The sequence below is a fragment of the Actinosynnema sp. NPDC050436 genome, assembly GCF_040655415.1.
Classification (GTDB): Bacteria; Actinomycetota; Actinomycetes; order Mycobacteriales; family Pseudonocardiaceae; genus Actinosynnema.
Genome location: NZ_JBFAJV010000003.1, coordinates 196930 through 214186 on the forward strand (window position 1 = coordinate 196930; position 17257 = coordinate 214186).

Here is a 17257-nt window from a genome sequence, read left to right on the forward strand (position 1 = left end):
GCACCGGGCCCGCCGGGTTCTGTGCCAGGATCACGACATGTCCCGACCCGGTTCCCACGGCACGCTGCTCACCGTCGCCCCCACCGGGGCCGAGCACGCCAAGGCCGACGTGCCCCAGCTCCCCGTGACGCTGGACGAGCTGGTCGCCACCGCCCGGTCGTGCGAGCAGGTCGGGGCCGCGATGGTGCACGTCCACATCCGGGGCGACGACACCCGCCCGACGCTCGACCTCGGCCGGCTCACCGACACCGTGCAGGCGCTGCGCGAGCAGACGTCGCTGGTCGTGCAGCTCTCGACCGGCGGCGCGGTGACCGACCCGGAGGCGGACCGGCTGCGGGTGCTCGACGCCCTGCCGGACTCGGCGAGCTGCACCATGGGCACGGTCAACTTCGGCGAGGACGTCTTCCTCAACCGGTGGGAGTTCGTCGTCTCGCTGCACCGGGCGATGCAGGAGCGCGGGATCGTGCCGGAGTACGAGATCTTCGACCTCGGCCAGCTCGCGTCGCTGCGCAGGCTGCTGGACGAGTACGGCCCGCCGGCGGGCGGGCGGGTGCACGTCGACCTGGTCATGGGCGTGCCCGGCGGGATGCCGGGGGATGCGGAGACGCTGGTCGCCGCGCTGCGGCTGCTGCCGGACGGGGCGTCGTTCTCGGCGACCGGGATCGGGCGCACGTCGTTGCCGGTGATGCTGGCGGCGCTGAGCGCGGGAGGGCACCTGCGGGTCGGGATGGAGGACACCATCTCCTACGCGAAGGGGCAGCCGGTGCGGGACAACGCGCAACTGGTGGCGCGCGCGGCGGGGTTGGCGAAGATCGCCCAGCGACCGCCGCTGTCCACCGCCGAGGCGCGCGACCTGCTCGGCGTGCGCGGTCCGGTACAGGTTTGAGACAACTTTGGAAGCAGGTTCGTGTTGGCGGGTGGGCAGGAACTACCTCAGGATGAGTACGTGATCGAGGTGCGTCCTGGCGGGCGCCGCCGTATCGACCGGGTGCTCGCCCCCGACTACGCCGAGGGGGTCGAGCGGCTCCCGCTCGCCGAGGTGCGCGCGCTGCGCGACGAGGCGGCCCAGGAGGAGACCGACCTGTCGTACCTGCGGCGGCTGCTGCACGCGCGGATCGACATCGTGCGGGCCGAGCAGGCGCGGCGGGCCGACGGCGGGTCGGCGGTGGTGGACCAGCTGGCGACGATCCTCGCCTCGAACGCGGTGGGCCCGGCGACCGGCCTGGGCCGGTACCAGACGCAGGAGCCCTCGCGGGCCGAGGCGCACCGGCGGCACGTCGAGGCGCTGGTCTCGGACGTCGACCTCTCGGACGTGAGCGCGCTGTCGGACGACAAGCTCGACCTGGCGCTGCGGACTTTCGTCAACGAGGAGTCGTCGGTCTCCGGGCGGCGGCGTGAGGTGCAGGTCGTGGTGGACCGGCTCAACGCGGAGATCGCGGGCCGGTACCAGAGCGGCAGCGCGTCGGTGGACGAGCTGCTGGCCGCCGAGCGCGGCTGGCCGACGAACCCGGCCCGCGAGAAGGAATGACCCCGGCCTGACGGCCCCCTCTCGGCTCCGAGGCCGGCCTCCGGGCCCCGGCGCGCGTCGTCATGTACCACTAGTTGGGAACACTCTCCCAAATACTGAACGGCCGACCTAGCGTGCAGGCATGGGGTACCGCTGGGTGGTTCTGGCCGTGGGCGCGCTGGCGCAGGGCACCAACGCCGCCGTGTTCCTCGGGCTCCCGGCGATCACCCCGCAGTTGCGCGAGCACTTCGACCTCACGTTGCCGCAGGTCGGGCTGCTGCTCGGGGCGGTCAACCTGGGCACCGCGCTCGCGCTGGTGCCGTGGGGCGCGGCTGCGGACCGCCGGGGCGAGCGCCTGGTGATGACCGTCGGCGGCGCGGGCGCGGCGCTGTCCCTGGCGGTGGCGGTCGTGGGCGGCCCGGTCGTGGCGGGGCTGGCGCTGGTCGGCGCGGGCCTGTTCGGGGCGAGCGTCAACGCGGCGAGCGGCCGGGCCGTGATGACGTGGTTCCCGGCGGACCGCCGGGGCCTGGCCATGGGCATCCGGCAGACGGCCACCCCGCTGGGGGCGGCGCTGGCGGCGGCGGTGCTGCCCTCCGTGGCGATCGCGGCCGGCGTGCCCGCGGCCTTCCTCGCGCTGGCGGCGTTCACCGCGTTCGTCGCGGCGGCGGTCGCCGTCCTGGTCCGCGAACCGCCGTGGGCGGACCGCACCGCGGGCACCGGGGGCGGCACGACCGTGGGCGCGATGGTGCGCGACCCCGCGCTGCTGCGCCTGAGCGCGGCCAGTGCCCTGCTGGTGGTGCCCCAGTTCACCGCAGCGGCCCTCGTCGTCGAACTGCTGCACGACCACCGGGGCGTGGCCGTGGGCACGGCAGCGGCGCTGCTGGCCGCGTCCCAGGTGCTCGGCGGCCTGGGCCGGCTGGGCACGGGTGCGTGGTCGGACCGGACGCAGGACCGGGTCGGGCCGCTCAAGGCGATGGGCGTCGCCATCGCCGCCGGGTTCGCGGCGACCGCCGCCCTGGTCGACCACGCGCCCGTGCCGCTGCTGGCCGCCGTCCTGGTCCCGACCGCGGCGCTGGCCCTGGCGTGGAACGGGCTGGCCCTGACCGCGACCGCCGAACTGGCCCCGCCGGGGCGCAGCGGCACCGCGCTCGGCGTCCAGAACACGGCCAACTACCTCAGCGCCACGGTCACCCCGCCGGTGGCGGGCTGGCTGGCGGCGACCACGGGCTGGCCCTCGGCCCTGCTGCTGGCCGCAGCGGCGGCCGGCGCCGCCCGCGTCCTCCTGGCCCGGGCCCCCGCCGGCCGCTAGCCGTGGCGTTCGCGGCGGGCCAGCTCGCTCCAGAACTCGCGGAGATTCTCGTAGCGGAGGGCCACCTCCTCGGCGTCGCCCTCCTCCAGCGCGTCCACGATCGCGTTCACGTCCTGCGCCGAGGAGTCCTCCAGCAGGTCGTCGTCCTCGATGAGCTGCACCAGGCCGCCGTAGTCCAGCTCCACCGCCGAGTCCGGCGAGAAGTGGTCGAGCCACCGGGCGGTGTCGGCCAGCACCTTCGCCGGCCCCTCGTCGCCCAGCGAGCGCGACACGACCGTGCGCGCCCTGGCCACCCGCTGCCGCGCGTCGCCCATCGCCACCCGCCACGACACCTGGCGCTCGGGGTCGTCCCGGGGCGCCAGCACGATCCGGCGGGCGTCGGGGTCCACCAGGGCGAACCAGGGCAGCGGCACGGTCCAGGTCGTGGAGATCACGTGCACCGCGCCGCCCGTCAGCTCCGCCATCACCGCCGACGCCCGCGCCCGGATCGCCTCCGGCTCGACGGCCAGCGCCGCGTCCTGCAGCGGCCCGCTGGAGGTCGCCAGGAACCCGACCAGCGCGGCGGCCGACCTCGCCCTCAGGTCGAGCGGGCAGACCAGGGGTCCCGGGCCGACCTCGCCGGGCACCTCGGCCGGGCTGATGGTCAACACGTCGAGGGGTGCGTCGGGCGCGACACTCCCGTCCGACCGCTCGCCGGGCAGCAGGCGGCGGGGACGGGCGAGCTGTGATCGCAACCACAGCTCCTGTTCGCGGGAGCCCGCGTCCGCCCGGCTCAGCACCCCGGTTTCCAGGGCTTTTCGCACCTGATCGGCCAACGGTGCGTCAAGAGCCGACAGCGGTTCGTACACCCTGAGGTAGGCGACGAACGGTCGAGGCACGCGCGCATCCTCCCATGGGGAAGATTGGCGGCACGTGTCACGCCTACCGCGTCGCGGGGAACCCCTTCGACACGGTACGGTAGTTACCAGGAACTAGTTGTCGAGACGAGTGGGGCCGCCGTTCCCCCGGCCGCCCCCGTCCCTGTGCGAGGGGGTCGAGCCATGGGGCGCGGCCGAGCGAAGGCCAAGCAGACGAAGGTGGCGCGGGAGCTTAAGTACAGCTCTCACAACACCGACTTTGACGCCTTGCAACGCGAGCTGTCCGGCGATTCCGACGGCGTGCGCCGTAGCGATGAACGCTACGACGACGCTTCGGACGACGAGTACGACGACTACCGTCGCTGACGCAGTACACCCGCTGAGAAGGTCGGGCTGCCGGTTCCGCACCGGCAGCCCGACCTTTGAAGCGGGCCCTTAGAACGCCCTGGCGTACTGCTTCGGCGGACTGACCTGTGCCCCGAGCTCCCTGGCCGCGCGCAGCGGCCAGTTCGGGTCGCGCAGGAGTTCCCGCGCGAGCAGGACCAGGTCGGCCGACCCGTCGGCGACGATCTGCTCGGCCTGCCGGGCGTCGGTGATCAAGCCGACGGCCCCGGTGGGCACCTCGGCCTCCCTCCGCACCGCCTCGGCGAACCGCACCTGGTAGCCCGGCCCGACGGGGATGTCCGCGCCGGGCACGACGCCGCCCGTGGACACGTCGACCAGGTCGGCGCCCAGGGCGGCGAGGTCGCGCGCCAGCACGACGCTGTCCTCCCCGGTCCACCCGCCCTCGACCCAGTCGGTGGCCGACACGCGGACGAGCACCGGCACGTCGTCGCCCACCGCCGCGCGCACCGCCGCCGTCACCTCGCGGGTCAACCGCGCCCGGTTCGCCGGCGATCCGCCGTACTCGTCGGTTCGTTCGTTGCTCAGTGGCGACAGGAACTGGTGCAAGAGGTAACCATGAGCGGCGTGGACCTCGACGACCTCGAAACCGGCCGCGACCGCCCGGCGCGCGGCGGCGGCGAAGTCGGCGACGACCCGGTCGATGCCCGCGCGGTCCAGCGCGGTCGGCACCCGGTAGCCGTCGGCGAACGGCGCGGTGCCCGGGGCGACCGGGGTCCAGCCGCCGTCCTCGTCGGGCACGCCGCCGTGCTGCGCGTCGAACGGCGGGTGGGTCGACGCCTTGCGGCCCGCGTGGGCGAGCTGCACGCCGGGCACCGCGCCGTGGGCGCGGACGAACCGGGTGATCGGCCGCCACGCCCCGACGTGCGCGTCGTCCCACAGGCCGGTGTCGGCCGGCGAGATCCGGCCGACGGCCTGGACGGCGGTCGCCTCGGCGAGCACGAGCCCGGCGCCACCCAGCGCACGCGCGCCGAGGTGGACCAGGTGCCAGTCGTCGGGGTGGCCGCCACGGGCGGAGTACTGGCACATGGGGCTGACCGCGATCCGGTTCGGCAGCGTGACCGAACGCAGGGTGAGCGGGGTGAACAGAGCACTCACGTGCGTCTCCTCGGGTGGTTTCGGTGCGACAACGGGTCCTTCGGGGTCCTTCGACAGGTCCAAGGTCCCGGATCGGACAGGTTGTTCCCGTCCGACCGGCCGTCCCACCGCACGGGAGCAGCACAATTCCATTCGATTCGGTATTGCGCGTGCATTAGCACGTGATCTTGACTAGGGGGTCGGTACGCAAAACGCTCTACCAGACAGGGTCAGTTACGCCCATTCGGGTGTACTGTCCGCAGCACGTTCGGGGAGACCATCACTTGCCGCCCGACGCAGGTCGGTTCGAATTCCAGTTCCCGCCGGTCACGACAGTAACAGGATCCACATGCTGCCCATGCCGACCACGATGACACAGGATCCGGGGTGGCCCAGCAACAGCCTGCTGGGTCGCCTCCGCGACAACACCCGACAAGAACTGCTGAACATCGGCACGGTCGTGCGGTACACGGCCGACCGCGAGGTCATCGAGCAGGACGCGAAAGACACTCACGTCCTTCTGCTGCTCGACGGCGTGGTGAAGGTGCAGACCACCGACGAGACGGGCGACACCGCCCTGCTCGCCATCCGGGTCGCGGGCGACCTGGTCGGCGAGATGGCCGCCCTGGACCAGAAACCGCGCTCGGCGACCGTCGTGACGTGCGGCGACGTGGTGGCGAAGCTGATCACCAGCGGTGAGCTGATGAGCTTCCTGCACCGGCGCAACGACGTGTTCGTGGAATTGATCGGGATGATCAACGACCGGCTGCGCTGGGCCAACCAGCGCCGCCGCGATTTCCTGTCCCACCCCGCCGCCGAACGGGTGGCCCGAGTGCTCGCCGAATTGGTGCAGACCTACGGCCGGGAAGAGGCCGCGGGCTGGACGCTGGGAATTCCGCTGACCAAGGTCGAGCTCGCCTCCATCGCCGGCATGAAGCCCCGGACGGCGGAGAAGGCGTTCAGCGACTTGCGGAAAGCGGGGGTCGTCGTGAGCCACCTGCGACGCGACGTGCTGGTGCCCGACCTGGAGAGCCTGCGGAAATTCGCGGGCATCTGAGGCAAGTCCGCAGTTCTGCGGTATTCGCCCCGGTGCGGTACTCCACAGTGGCTCTGCACCGCAGGTGACCACGCGCGGTCCCACCTGCGCACCACGTCGAAAGGGCGAAGCGATGAGTCCTGCCACCTTCCGGCGCAGCCTGCTGGTCTGCTGCGACCTCCGGCGCTACGGCGCGGCGGACGACCAGCTCCAGCGGGAGCTCCAGGAACTGCTGGTCCGCTGCCTGGACCGGGCCGGCGCGGCGGCCGGTCTGGACCGGTCCACCTGGCACCGCCAGGCCAAGGGCGACGAGGAGTGGGCGGTGCTGCCGCCCGACACCCCGGAGCGCGTCGTCGTCGACGGCTACGTCCGCGCGCTGAACGCGGAGCTGACGGCGGCGAACCGCTACCGGGTGCCGGAGGCGCGCGCCCGGATGCGCCTGGCCATCCACCACGGCGCGATCTCGGAGGGTGCGAACGGATTCCCCGGCCAGGATTCCGTGTTGGTCTCGCGCCTGCTCAACAGCAAACCGGCGCACACCGCACTGGAGGAATTCCCGGACGCCGACCTGGTGGTCGTGCTCTCCGAGATCGTGTATTCCTCGCTCGTGCTCGCCGGGCACACGACCCTGCGCCCGGACGACTTCCGCCGGGTCGACGTGGTGGAGAAGACCTTCCGGGGCCACGGCTGGATGTGGCTGCCCAACGGTGACGTCCACCGGTTGGACCTGGACGGCCCGCCGGCCACCGGCACGGCGCCGTCGATCACCCAGCGCGCCACGGCGAGCGGGGGGTCGACGGTGGTGCAGGCGGGCCGGGACGCGAACGTGCCCACGTTCCTGCACACCGACAACTTCCAGAACTTCGAGCGCAACGACCAGCGCGGCTCGAACTTCGGCCCCAGCTACACCAGGGGGGACGCCGATCGGGCGCGGTGAGCGGCGCGGGAGCCGGTGCACGGGCGCTGAGCGGGTCGCACGACCCCCGAGCAGGCCCCGGGAGGTCGCCGGGGCCTGCTCGGGGGTCGTGCGACCGGGCCAGGGGCTCAGCGGCGGGGTGCGCGGGCGCGGGCCGCGCCGGGGACGGCGTGTGCCCGGGGTTGTGGCGGTGGCCTGCGCGCGGCCTCAGCCGGGCTGCGCCGGGCCGGGGTCCGGTGGCCGGGGTGGGTCGAGCCGCTCGGCCGGGTCGACCGGCCTGCGGTAGACGGCGATGCCGAAGTGCAGGTCCGCCGCGCGGCCCGCGTCGTCCACGCACTGCACGTCGACCCACAGCCCGGTGGGCGCGGGCTCGGGGAAGCCGGCGGTGTGGCAGGAGCCGGTCGCCGTCGCGCCGGACAGCGCCGCCGCGCCGGACGGGTCGACGCCCTCGACCAGCACCCGGGAGCGGCCCGGACCCAGCCGGTGCAGGGCGAACGCGCCGCCGGGGCCGTGGTGCGACCGCGCCGGGTCGATCCGCAGGTCCGGGGCGCTCCCGGTGGTCTGCGCGTACGCACCGACCGGGACCTCCGGCGCGACGCCCTCGACGTAGGTCGCCGCCCACCGGGCGTCGGCGGTGCAGCGCACCCGCAGCACGGACCCGGTGACGCCGCCGGACCGGCAGCGGACGAGGTCCGGGCCGTACGGGGTGACCTGCGCGTGGCCGACGCCGGACGAGGTGCCCAGGTCGGCTTCGTAGAGGCCCGGCCCGAGCCGGCGCACGGGCGCGTCGGGGCGGAGGACGACCACGTCCTCACCGGGGTCGGCGAGCACCAGGGTGAAGCGGGTGTCGAGCGGCGTGCCGTCGTCGTGGCAGGCGACCACGACCACCTGGTCGGACCCGACCGGCCGGTTCTCCCGTACCACGCAGCCCACCGGCCGGGCGCGGTCGGCGGTGGCGGTGGTGTGCGCGACCGACGTGTCCGACGCGTGCCCCGGCACGCGCAGCCGGTACACGCCGACGTCCTGCCGGGTGACGGTGATCGGCTGCGGCGTGCCCCACTGCCCCTCGGCGCCCAGGTCGGTCTCCACGCCGAGCGGCGTGGTCGCCGGTTCGACGCGGGCGTAGGCCCACTTCGCGGACTCCTTCGCGGTCGGGTCCTTCGGTGTCGTGGGGTCGGTGGTCGACGGGGGCGGTGTCCCGACCGGCGTCGACCCCGGCGGGGTCCGGGGGAGCGCCACCGGGGACGGGACCCGGTCGGCGCCGGTGGGCCGGGGCGCGGGCGTGGTGGTCGGGGTGGCGGGCACCGCCCCGGGCGGCGGCGGGACGTCGGGGGTGGTCGTGGCGGGAGGGAGGTCCGGGGCGGGCGCGTACGTCCCGACGACCGGCGGATCGGGCAGGGCGACGGCCCCCGGCGGGTCCGGCCGGGTGACGACGACCGCGACGACCGCCGCCACGACCAAAGCCACCGCGCCCGCCGCGACCCGGACCAGGGCCGGGTTCTCCCGCACCGCGCGGACCAGCGCGCCCACGCGCGCGCTCCCCGCGCCCGGGAACCCGGCCCGGCGCGTCACGGCTTCCGCCCCCGGCCGAGCGGCCTGACGGTCACGCGACGGCACCCGTCGACGTGGCCGACCCGACGACGCCGGAACGGCGTGGGCCCCTCCCGGCACCGCGCGAACAACTCGTGCCGGGAGTCGCCGGCACGCAGTCGGTCCTGGAGGAGGTCCTCGTCGGCCATCACTGACGTCATCTGCCGTCGCGGGGCGACCGTTACGGCCGGCGTCCCCCGTGGCCCGCCGGCCGCTCAGAGCAGCTTGAGCCCCACGACGCCGGCCACGATCAGCGCCAGGCACAGCAGCCGGGCCGGGGCCGCGCTCTCGCCCAGGGCGAGGATGCCGACCGCCGCGACCCCGGTCGCGCCCAGCCCGACCCACACCGCGTAGGCGGTGCCCAGCGGCAGGTCGCGCAGCGCCGAGGTGAGCAGGACGAAGCTGGCGACGGCGGCGGTCACGCCGACGACCGAGGGCCACAGCCTGGTGAACCCCTCGGACCGTTCCAGCGCCGCCGCCCACACGACCTCCAGGGCGGCTGCGCCGAGCAGCAGCAGCCACGCCATCACGCCACCGCCCCGGCGTCGACCAGGAACGACGCCCCGGTCACGTTGCGCCCGCCGGGACCGGCGAGGTGGGCGACCATCGCGGCCACGTCCTCCGGGTCGCAGTAGCGGTCGAGCGCGGTGAAGGCGCGCTCGCCGGCCGCGTCCGGGCCGTCGGCGGGGTTCATCCCGGTGTCGGTGGAGCCGGGGTGCACGAGGTTGACGGTGATGCCGCGCGGGCCGAGGTCGCGGGCCAGGCCCTTGGTGAGGCCGACCAGGGCTGCCTTGCTCATCGAGTACGCGGCCCAGCCGGGCGTGGGCACCCGCTCCGCGAGGCTGCTGCCGACGCCGATGATCCGACCGCCGGCCCCCAGGTGCGGGGAGGCGGCCTTGGCCAGCACGAAGGCCGCGCGGGCGTGCACGGCGAGCAGGCGGTCCACGTCGTCGTCGGAGGTCTCGTCGAACGGCCCGCAGACCGCGATGCCGGCGTTGTTGACCAGGATGTCGAGCCCGCCGAACACCTCGACGGTCCGGGCCACGGCGGCGCGCAGGGCGGCGTTGTCGGTCGCCTCCGCGCGGATCGCCACGGCGTTGCCCAGCTTTGCGACCACGGCCCGTGCCCGGTCTTCCGCGTGCGCGTAGGTGATGGCGACGTTCGCGCCCTCGCGTGCCAGCCGGGTGGCGATGGCCGCCCCGATCCCCCGGCTGCCCCCGGTCACCAGCGCGGTCCTGCCGTCGAGCTGTCCCATTCGCCCTCCCCCATATCCGGAACCAGTTCCGGATATCAGACTAAGCGGAACTGGTTCCGTTTGTCCACGGCGGTCTAGGGTGGCCGGGTGAGCGAGCGGGCCGACGCCGCCCGGAACCGGGCGAAGATCCTGGCCGCGGCGGCGGACATCGTGGCCACGCGGGGGATCGAGGGCCTCGGCATGGCCGAGGTCGCGGCGGCGTCCGGCGTCGGCGTGGGCACCCTGTACCGCCGCTTCGGCGACCGCTCGGGCCTCGCGCACGCGCTCATCGACGACTCGGAGCGCGACTTCCAGCAGGCGTTCCTCACCGGCCCGCCACCGCTGGGCCCGGACGCGCTCGCCGTCGACCGCGTCCGCGCGTTCCTGCACGCCCTCACCGACCGCACGCTGGCGCAGCTCGACCTGCTGCTGATGGCCGAGACGACCGGCCCGCTGGCCCGGTTCGGCGGCGCGTACGACGTGTACCACCGGCACCTGGCCGTGCTGGTGGAGCGGGCGCGGCCGGCGCTGGACGCCGCGTTCACCGCAGACGCCCTGCTGGCACCGCTGGCCGCCAACCTGGTGACCCACCGCCGGTCGACCGGCCCGACGATCAAGGCCGGGCTCGACGCCCTGGTGGACGGCCTGTTCCCGGCCTGAGCCGGTCCCGGTCACGGCGGGGAGCACCTCGCACCGACACCCGCTGCGGCACGACGGACCTGTGCCCACCGAGGCGTGATCGGCCCGGCCTCCCCGCACCCGGCCCGGGGGCTAGTCCCAGCCGCCGCCCCGACGGCCCTGCTTGGTCTGCGCGCGCCGCTTCTTCTCCGCGATCCGCCGCTCCTGCGACCCCCGGGTCGGCTTGGTCGCGCGGCGCACGGGCGGCGGCGCGGCGGCGGCCTCGCGCAGCAGCCGGGCCATCCGCTCCCGGGCCGCCGCGCGGTTCTGCAACTGCGCGCGGTGCTCGCTCGCGGCGACCGTCAGCACGCCGGCCACGAGCCGGGTGCCCAGCCGGCCGAGCATCCGGCGGCGCAGCCAGTCCGGCACGGCGGCCGAGGCGCCCAGGTCGAACGACAGCTCGACCCGGCTGTCGGCGGTGTTCACGCCCTGCCCGCCGGGCCCCGACGACCGGGAGAACCGCTCGCTCAACTCGGCCGCCGGCACCACCAGCGTCCGCGTCACGATCAAGTCCTCGGCCACACCGGACAGGGTAGAACGAGACCCCCGGCGAAGTCGCAGCCTTTGCCGGCCCACCCGACCGCCGGCGGCGACCACCGCGCCGACGATGCCGGCCGGCCACGACAGGCACCCGATCGGTTCCCACGGCGCAGCGCGACCGGAGCAAGGGCACCGCCGCCGGCAACCGCTTTCCGCCGACCGGCCCCCGACACGCCGAACGCGGCCGGGGCAGGCCCCGACCGCGTTGCGGCACAACGACTTCCTAGAACCTCGGGTGGTCGCCGACCAGCGAGGTGGTCCCGTGCGAGCGGCCGACCTCGCCCAGCACCCACGCGGGCACGTGGCGCGCGGTCAGCACGGCCAGCGAGCGGTCGACGTCCTCGGGCGAGACCACGGCCACCATGCCGATGCCCATGTTGAACGTCTTCTCCATCTCCTCGCGCTCGACCCGGCCGCGCTGGGCGATCAGGGCGAACACCGGGGCCGGCGACCAGGTGCCCCGGTCCAGCCGGGCGTGCAGGCCCTCCGGCAGCACGCGGGCCAGGTTCGCCGCCAGGCCGCCGCCGGTGATGTGCGCGAACGTGCGCACCTCGGCCTCGGCGGCCAGCGCGAGGCAGTCCTTGGCGTAGATCCGGGTCGGCTCCAGCAGCTCCTCGCCGAGCGTGCGGCCGAACTCCTCGACGTGGCCCGACAGCGGCATCCGGTTGATGTCCAGCAGCACGTGCCGGGCCAAGGAGTACCCGTTCGAGTGCAGGCCGGACGAGCCCATGGCGATCACCACGTCACCGTCGCGCACCCGGTCCGGGCCGAGCATCGCGCCGGCCTCGACCACGCCGACACCGGTTCCGGAGATGTCGTAGTCGTCGTCGCCCATCAGGCCGGGGTGCTCGGCGGTCTCCCCGCCCAGCAGCGCGCAGCCGGCCAGCACGCAGCCCTCCGCGATGCCCTTGACCAGCGCGGCGACCTTGTCCGGGACGACCCGGCCGACCGCGATGTAGTCCTGGAGGAACAGCGGCTCCGCGCCGCACACCACCAGGTCGTCCACCACCATCGCCACCAGGTCGATGCCGACCGTGTCGTGCTTGTCGAGGGCCTGGGCGACCGCGATCTTGGTGCCCACGCCGTCCGTGGAGGCCGCGAGGACGGGCTCCTTCCAGCGGTCCAGGCGCATCCGGAACAGGCCCGCGAAGCCGCCGATGCCGCCGAGCACCTCCGGGCGCTGCGCCTTCGCCGCCCACGGCTTGAGCTTCTCCACCGCCTCGTCACCTGCGGTGATGCTTACTCCGGCGGCGGCGTAGGTGGCCTTGGCGGTGTCGGTCACGTCACTGGCTTCCATTGTTCTGCGGGCATCCATTTCAGGGCCGTTGTAGGGCGTCCTCGGCACCGTACCCGTTCGCCAGGACGGGAGCGGCCGAGCCCGCGACCCCCCGGATGCCCTCCAGCAGGTGCTTGCCGATGAGCGCGTCCTCGGGCAGCGGGATGGGGTACTCGCCGTCGAAGCACGCCGAGCACAGCCGCGTCCGGGGCTGCTCGGTGGCCGCGACCAGCTGCTCCAGCGACACGTAGCCCAGCGAGTCCGAGCCGATCGACCGGCGGATGCCGTCGTCGTCCAGGCCGTTGGCGATCAGCTCCGCGCGCGAGGCGAAGTCGATGCCGTAGAAGCACGGCCACTTGACCGGCGGGGACGCGATCCGCACGTGCACCTCGACCGCGCCGGCCTCGCGCAGCATCCGGACCAGGGCGCGCTGGGTGTTGCCGCGCACGATCGAGTCGTCCACGACGACCAGGCGCTTGCCCCGGATGACGTCCCGCAGCGGGTTGAGCTTGAGCCGGATGCCGAGCTGCCGGATGGTCTGCGACGGCTGGATGAACGTCCGGCCCACGTAGGCGTTCTTGACCAGGCCGGACCCGTACGGGATGCCGCTGGCCTGCGCGTAGCCGATGGCGGCGGGCGTGCCGGACTCGGGCACCGGGATCACCAGGTCGGCGTCCACCGGGTGCTCGTGCGCCAGCCGGCGGCCGATCTCCACGCGCGTGGCGTGCACGCCCCGGCCGGCGATCGTGGTGTCCGGGCGGGCCAGGTAGACGTACTCGAAGATGCAGCCCTTGGGTTCGGGGGTGGCGAAACGGCTCGACCGCAGGCCGTTCTCGTCGATGGCGATCAGCTCGCCCGGCTCGACCTCGCGGACGAACGACGCGCCGACGATGTCCAGCGCGGCCGTCTCGCTGGCCACCACCCAGCCGCGCTCCAGCCGGCCCAGCACCAGCGGCCGGACGCCCTGCGGGTCGCGCGCCGCGTACAGCGTGGACTCGTCGGAGAAGGTGAGGCAGAACGCGCCGCGCAGCGTCGGCAGCAGCTCCAGCGCGGCCTGCTCGATGCCGACGTCGGCGGCGGTCACCGCGAGCAGCCCGCACACCAGGTCGGAGTCGGTGGTCGCGCCGTGCCGGGTGTCCACGCCCAGGTCGCGGGCGCGGGCCTGGAGCTCGGCGGTGTTGACCAGGTTCCCGTTGTGGCCCAGGGCCAGGCCGGAACCGGTGGCCGTGGTGCGGAACGTCGGCTGCGCGTTCTCCCAGGTGGTGGACCCGGTGGTGGAGTAGCGGCAGTGGCCGACCGCGACGTGGCCGCGCAGGCTGAGCAGGACCTGCTCGTCGAACACCTGGCTGACCAGGCCGAGGTCCTTGAAGACCACCACCTGGCTGCCGTCGCCGACCGAGATGCCGGCCGCCTCCTGGCCCCGGTGCTGCAACGCGTACAGGCCGTAGTAGGTCAGCTTGGCGACCTCTTCACCGGGTGCCCAGACCCCGAAGACCCCGCACTCCTCCCGGGGCTCCTGCTCATCGGTGTCGGTTCGGCCGGTTGCTGACGGGTCGGTGACCACCGAGTGCTCCCTAGCGACGAGGTCGGGCTGCACCACCGAGTGTAAGGCGAACGGGGGGTGAACCACCCCCATCAGGCCCCGTCGGGAGTGACGAAACGCACCCCCGCTAGTCCAACTTCAGCACGCTGAGCACGTTCTCGTCACCGGTTGTCCGCAACGGCAACCGGCCCCACAGCCCGTAGTGGACGATCTGCGCCTCGCCGGTGACGTGCAGGTCGGTCTCCTCGCCCGGCCACGCGGCCCGCAGCTCGGGCGCGAGCCCCGGTTCGAGCTTCACCACCCACGCCTCCGGCACGTCGGTGAGCTGGACCAGCGCGGTGCCCTTCACGGTCGGCGGCACGTCGGTGGCGTACTTGGCGGCGACCAGCGTGCCGAGCGACTCCTCGATGCCGTCCACCGCGAAGTTCACGTCACCGTCGACCAGTTGGCGCAGCGCGGCCTGCGCGTCCCAGCGCCGCAGGTCGAGTTCGTGGGCGAGGCGGCGGTGCCACACCCACGCGAGGTCCGGCGCGGCGGGCGAGAACGTCCACGCGGGCCGGTTGCCGGGCACGGCGGGCAGCACCTCGGCCGCCAGCGCGAGCTGCGCGTCCAGGTACTCCAGCGGATTCACGCCGACCGGCGGCGGGGGCAGCCGGAGCTGCACCGTGCTGCCGCTGCGCAGGTACTCCAGCGACGTCTGGAGGAACCGGCCCACGTGCAGGACCAGTTCGGTGAACGTCCAGCCGGGGCAGCTGGGCACCTTCGCCGCCGGGTCGGCCCCGGCGACCGCCGCCCGGAACATCGCCGCCTGCTCGGTGAACTTCTCGGTCCACCTCGGGGTGGTCCAACCTCCGGCCACGCTGCTGCCTCCTCAGGTCTGCCGGCCATGGTGCCGTACTTCGGTGTCGGTGCGGGGGGGAACCGGTGCCGGCCGCGGTGCGTCGCACTGTCCAGCGGTCGGCGGCACGAAGGGTGGACAACCGTGTTCGGTGTGCGACCAGAGACGCTGCGCGCGGCGTCCCAGGAGTTCCACGACGGCGCGGACGCGGCCGGCGACGGCGCGGAGCTCATCTCCATGCTCAGGCTTGACGCGGACGCCCTCGGCCGGGTTCCCGCCGCCGCCGAGTTCGTGGACGCGCTGGCCCGGTGGGCGGGCGAGCAGTCCGACGACCTGCGCCGGGGCGCGGCCTGGTACCGCGACGCGGGCGACGGCCTGACCGAGAACGCCGACTCCTACCAGCGCGCCGACGACGACTCGTCGGTGTCGTTCCGGGGCCTGGAAGGCGGTCTCTCGTGAGCTACGTCGACCCCGAGGTCCTGTACGGGCAACTGGCCTCCGGCGACGCCGGGCGGATCGCCGCCGCCGCCGACCCGATCAGCGGCGCGATGAGCGCGGTGGGCCGCGCGGGCGAGTCGGTGGGTTCGGGCGGCAGCACGGCGACCTCGACGTGGCGCGGTGGGTCGGCGGACCGGTTCGCCGCGCGGGCCGAGCTGTCCAGCCGGTCGGCGGTCGTCGCGGGCGAGCGGCTGGGCGCGGGCGTGGACGTCGTGCAGGCCGCTTCGCGGGCGTACGGCCAGATGCGCGGCAGCGCCGACCGGCTGATCGACTTCTGGCGCGGCCGGTCGCCCGCCCTGGACGAGGCGCAGACCCGGGAGCTGGCGAACCGCGTCAACGAGCAGCTCACCAACGTCAAGAACGGCTACGAGAACGTCCTGCGGTCTTACGCGTCGGCCCTGGCGAAGGTCCGGCCCGGGTTCGAGGAGACGGCGGGCAAGGACGCCGGCTGGTCCACCGCCGTCCAGCAGCTGCGCACCTCGGCGGCCGTGCCGGGACCGGGCGCGGACCCCAGGCAGGTCGCGGCGTGGTGGAAGTCGCTGACCAAGGAGCAGCAGGACGAGCTGCTGCGCACCAGGTTCCAGGAGCTGGGGCAGCTGCGCGGCCTGCCCTCCGGCGTGCTCGACCAGGCGAACCGGTTGCGCATCCAGGACGACAAGCAGCGCTACGGCGCGCAGCGCGACCAGTTGCAGGCCGACATGGACGCCCGCGCCCGCGAGCTGGGGCTCGACCCGACCAGGTCCGAGGACCTGACCAAGCTGCTCAACGACCAGGAGTACGCCTCGCTGTCCGAGGCGCGGCAGGAGGCGGCGACCCGGGCCGACAACGCCGCCAAGGTCGAGAAGAGCATCGCCGACGCGGAGAAGCTCGCCACCGAGAAGGGCTGGCTGAACGCCGAGGGCAAGCCCGACGTCCGGATCATGGCGTGGGACCCGTACGGCCCGCGCGGCGACGGCGCGACGGCCATCGCCTACGGAAACCCCGACACGGCCCGGAACGTCGCGGTCTGCGTGCCCGGCACCGGGTCGACGTTGGACGGCTTCTCCGTCGACCAGGCGGGGAACCTGCGGCACGCCATGGGCGCGGAGGGCAACGCCACCATCCAGTGGCTGGGCTACGACGCGCCCGGCTGGGCACTCGGCGAGGTCGACAACCCGGCGCAGGCCCAAGAGGGTGCCGCGAACCTGGTGGCCGACGTGGACGGCTACCGCGCGGCGGGCGTGCCGGGGCAGCACCTGACGGTGATCGGCCACTCCTACGGTTCCACGACCGTCGGCTACGCGGGGATGAACGGCCTGGCGGCGGACGACATCGCCTTCGTCGGCTCGCCCGGCGTCGGCGCGTCGAACGTCGGCCAGCTCTCCGCCGGACCCGGCCACGTCTACGTGGGCGCGACCGAGCACGACCCGGTCGTCCAGGGCACCAGCTCCTCGTGGTTCACCCAGGACGGCTCGTCCATCGGGCCCTACGACGAGCGGTTCGGGGCCCGCACGTTCGGCACGCCGGACAGCACGTCCGCGCTGGGCGCGCACTCGCAGTACTACCACCCAGGCTCGGAGTCGGTGGACAACCTGGCCAAGATCGCCACCGGCAACGGCGGCGCGGTCACCGACCAGAAGTGGTACGACGCGCCGCTCGGCCCGTCGCTGCCCGGCGGGCACCTGCCCGGCGTCGGGCCCGTGGTCGACGCGGTGGGCGGCGTGGCCGTCGGGACCGCCGAGCTGATCGGCGACGCGGGGACCGGCCTGTACAACGCGGGCCGCGACGCCGTGAACGGCAACTGGTCGCAGGCCGGGACCGGCCTGCTCGACACCGGCCGGGAACTGGTCAACGACACCGTCGACGTGGTGGTCGGCGGGATCGGTGACGTGGTCGAGGGCACGCGCGACGTCGTGGAGGGCGCGCGCGGGGTCTGGGACAAGACGGTCGGGTCCTGGTTCTGACCCCGGCGCGGCC

At 74.2% G+C, this 17257-nt stretch carries 18 protein-coding genes; 9 read left to right on the forward strand and 9 right to left on the reverse strand.

The window, feature by feature from the left end:
• The first annotated feature begins 37 nt into the window (after positions 1–37).
• From AB0I60_RS09280 to AB0I60_RS09290, 3 genes are all read left to right on the forward strand, one after another.
• The gene (locus AB0I60_RS09280) at positions 38–886 is read left to right on the forward strand and encodes a 3-keto-5-aminohexanoate cleavage protein (protein ID WP_360727149.1); all 849 of its coding nucleotides are present in this window, start codon (positions 38–40) and stop codon (positions 884–886) included.
• 60 nt (positions 887–946) lie between these two features.
• Complete coding sequence (locus AB0I60_RS09285; protein WP_360727150.1) at positions 947–1528, forward strand: aerial mycelium formation protein; 582 nt, start codon at positions 947–949, stop codon at positions 1526–1528.
• A gap of 121 nt (positions 1529–1649) precedes the next feature.
• On the forward strand, positions 1650–2816 hold the full coding sequence (locus AB0I60_RS09290; protein ID WP_360727151.1) for an MFS transporter: 1167 nt from the start codon (positions 1650–1652) through the stop codon (positions 2814–2816).
• Here AB0I60_RS09290 and AB0I60_RS09295 read toward each other — a convergent pair.
• Positions 2813–3694 carry a hypothetical protein gene (locus tag AB0I60_RS09295; RefSeq protein WP_360727152.1) on the reverse strand — a complete coding sequence of 294 codons (882 nt, stop codon included), beginning with the start codon at positions 3692–3694 and terminating at the stop codon, positions 2813–2815. The two genes, AB0I60_RS09290 and AB0I60_RS09295, sit on opposite strands and share 4 nt — an antisense overlap.
• Before the next feature lie 162 nt (positions 3695–3856).
• On the opposite strand from AB0I60_RS09295, the gene AB0I60_RS09300 reads away from it, so the two are divergent.
• On the forward strand, positions 3857–4039 hold the full coding sequence (locus AB0I60_RS09300) for a DUF3073 domain-containing protein (protein WP_360727154.1): 183 nt from the start codon (positions 3857–3859) through the stop codon (positions 4037–4039).
• A 69-nt stretch (positions 4040–4108) separates the two neighbouring features.
• Here AB0I60_RS09300 and AB0I60_RS09305 read toward each other — a convergent pair whose 3' ends face one another.
• Positions 4109–5173, reverse strand: coding sequence for an NADH:flavin oxidoreductase/NADH oxidase (locus AB0I60_RS09305; protein ID WP_360727155.1), 1065 nt, complete (start codon positions 5171–5173; stop codon positions 4109–4111).
• A gap of 349 nt (positions 5174–5522) precedes the next feature.
• Between AB0I60_RS09305 and AB0I60_RS09310 the strand changes: the two genes are divergently transcribed.
• Both AB0I60_RS09310 and AB0I60_RS09315 read left to right on the forward strand, forming a co-directional pair.
• Positions 5523–6209 carry a Crp/Fnr family transcriptional regulator gene (locus AB0I60_RS09310; protein ID WP_231904865.1) on the forward strand — a complete coding sequence of 229 codons (687 nt, stop codon included), beginning with the start codon at positions 5523–5525 and terminating at the stop codon, positions 6207–6209.
• A gap of 112 nt (positions 6210–6321) precedes the next feature.
• Positions 6322–7125: a hypothetical protein gene (locus tag AB0I60_RS09315; protein ID WP_360727157.1), complete on the forward strand. Its 804-nt coding sequence runs from the start codon at positions 6322–6324 to the stop codon at positions 7123–7125.
• A gap of 186 nt (positions 7126–7311) precedes the next feature.
• Here AB0I60_RS09315 and AB0I60_RS09320 read toward each other — a convergent pair whose 3' ends face one another.
• The 3 genes from AB0I60_RS09320 to AB0I60_RS09330 form a co-directional block, all read right to left on the reverse strand.
• Positions 7312–8634 (reverse strand): hypothetical protein, encoded by a 1323-nt coding sequence (locus AB0I60_RS09320; RefSeq protein WP_360727159.1) that lies wholly within the window; start codon positions 8632–8634, stop codon positions 7312–7314.
• A 275-nt stretch (positions 8635–8909) separates the two neighbouring features.
• Positions 8910–9221 carry a multidrug efflux SMR transporter gene (locus tag AB0I60_RS09325; protein ID WP_360727161.1) on the reverse strand — a complete coding sequence of 104 codons (312 nt, stop codon included), beginning with the start codon at positions 9219–9221 and terminating at the stop codon, positions 8910–8912.
• Positions 9221–9949 carry an SDR family oxidoreductase gene (locus tag AB0I60_RS09330; protein ID WP_360727163.1) on the reverse strand — a complete coding sequence of 243 codons (729 nt, stop codon included), beginning with the start codon at positions 9947–9949 and terminating at the stop codon, positions 9221–9223. Before AB0I60_RS09330 ends, AB0I60_RS09325 begins: the two co-directional genes overlap by 1 nt.
• A gap of 87 nt (positions 9950–10036) precedes the next feature.
• On the opposite strand from AB0I60_RS09330, the gene AB0I60_RS09335 reads away from it, so the two are divergent.
• Positions 10037–10588, forward strand: a complete 552-nt coding sequence (locus AB0I60_RS09335; RefSeq protein ID WP_360727164.1) for a helix-turn-helix domain-containing protein — start codon at positions 10037–10039, stop codon at positions 10586–10588.
• Between the two features lie 111 nt (positions 10589–10699).
• On the opposite strand, the gene arfB is transcribed toward AB0I60_RS09335, so the two are convergent.
• The 4 genes from arfB to AB0I60_RS09355 all read right to left on the reverse strand — a co-directional run bounded on the left by arfB (position 10700) and on the right by AB0I60_RS09355 (position 14824).
• Positions 10700–11128 (reverse strand): alternative ribosome rescue aminoacyl-tRNA hydrolase ArfB, encoded by a 429-nt coding sequence (arfB, locus tag AB0I60_RS09340; protein WP_360727165.1) that lies wholly within the window; start codon positions 11126–11128, stop codon positions 10700–10702.
• A gap of 241 nt (positions 11129–11369) precedes the next feature.
• On the reverse strand, positions 11370–12428 hold the full coding sequence (purM, locus tag AB0I60_RS09345) for a phosphoribosylformylglycinamidine cyclo-ligase (RefSeq protein WP_360727166.1): 1059 nt from the start codon (positions 12426–12428) through the stop codon (positions 11370–11372).
• A gap of 34 nt (positions 12429–12462) precedes the next feature.
• Positions 12463–13986: an amidophosphoribosyltransferase gene (purF, locus tag AB0I60_RS09350; protein WP_360727168.1), complete on the reverse strand. Its 1524-nt coding sequence runs from the start codon at positions 13984–13986 to the stop codon at positions 12463–12465.
• A gap of 106 nt (positions 13987–14092) precedes the next feature.
• On the reverse strand, positions 14093–14824 hold the full coding sequence (locus tag AB0I60_RS09355; protein WP_360727169.1) for a maleylpyruvate isomerase N-terminal domain-containing protein: 732 nt from the start codon (positions 14822–14824) through the stop codon (positions 14093–14095).
• A gap of 132 nt (positions 14825–14956) precedes the next feature.
• On the opposite strand from AB0I60_RS09355, the gene AB0I60_RS09360 reads away from it, so the two are divergent.
• Together AB0I60_RS09360 and AB0I60_RS09365 are read left to right on the forward strand one after the other, a co-directional pair.
• Positions 14957–15262 (forward strand): hypothetical protein, encoded by a 306-nt coding sequence (locus AB0I60_RS09360; protein WP_360727170.1) that lies wholly within the window; start codon positions 14957–14959, stop codon positions 15260–15262.
• Positions 15259–17244: an alpha/beta hydrolase gene (locus AB0I60_RS09365; RefSeq protein ID WP_360727171.1), complete on the forward strand. Its 1986-nt coding sequence runs from the start codon at positions 15259–15261 to the stop codon at positions 17242–17244. The genes AB0I60_RS09360 and AB0I60_RS09365 overlap by 4 nt, the downstream gene beginning before the upstream one ends.
• Positions 17245–17257 lie beyond the last annotated feature (13 nt).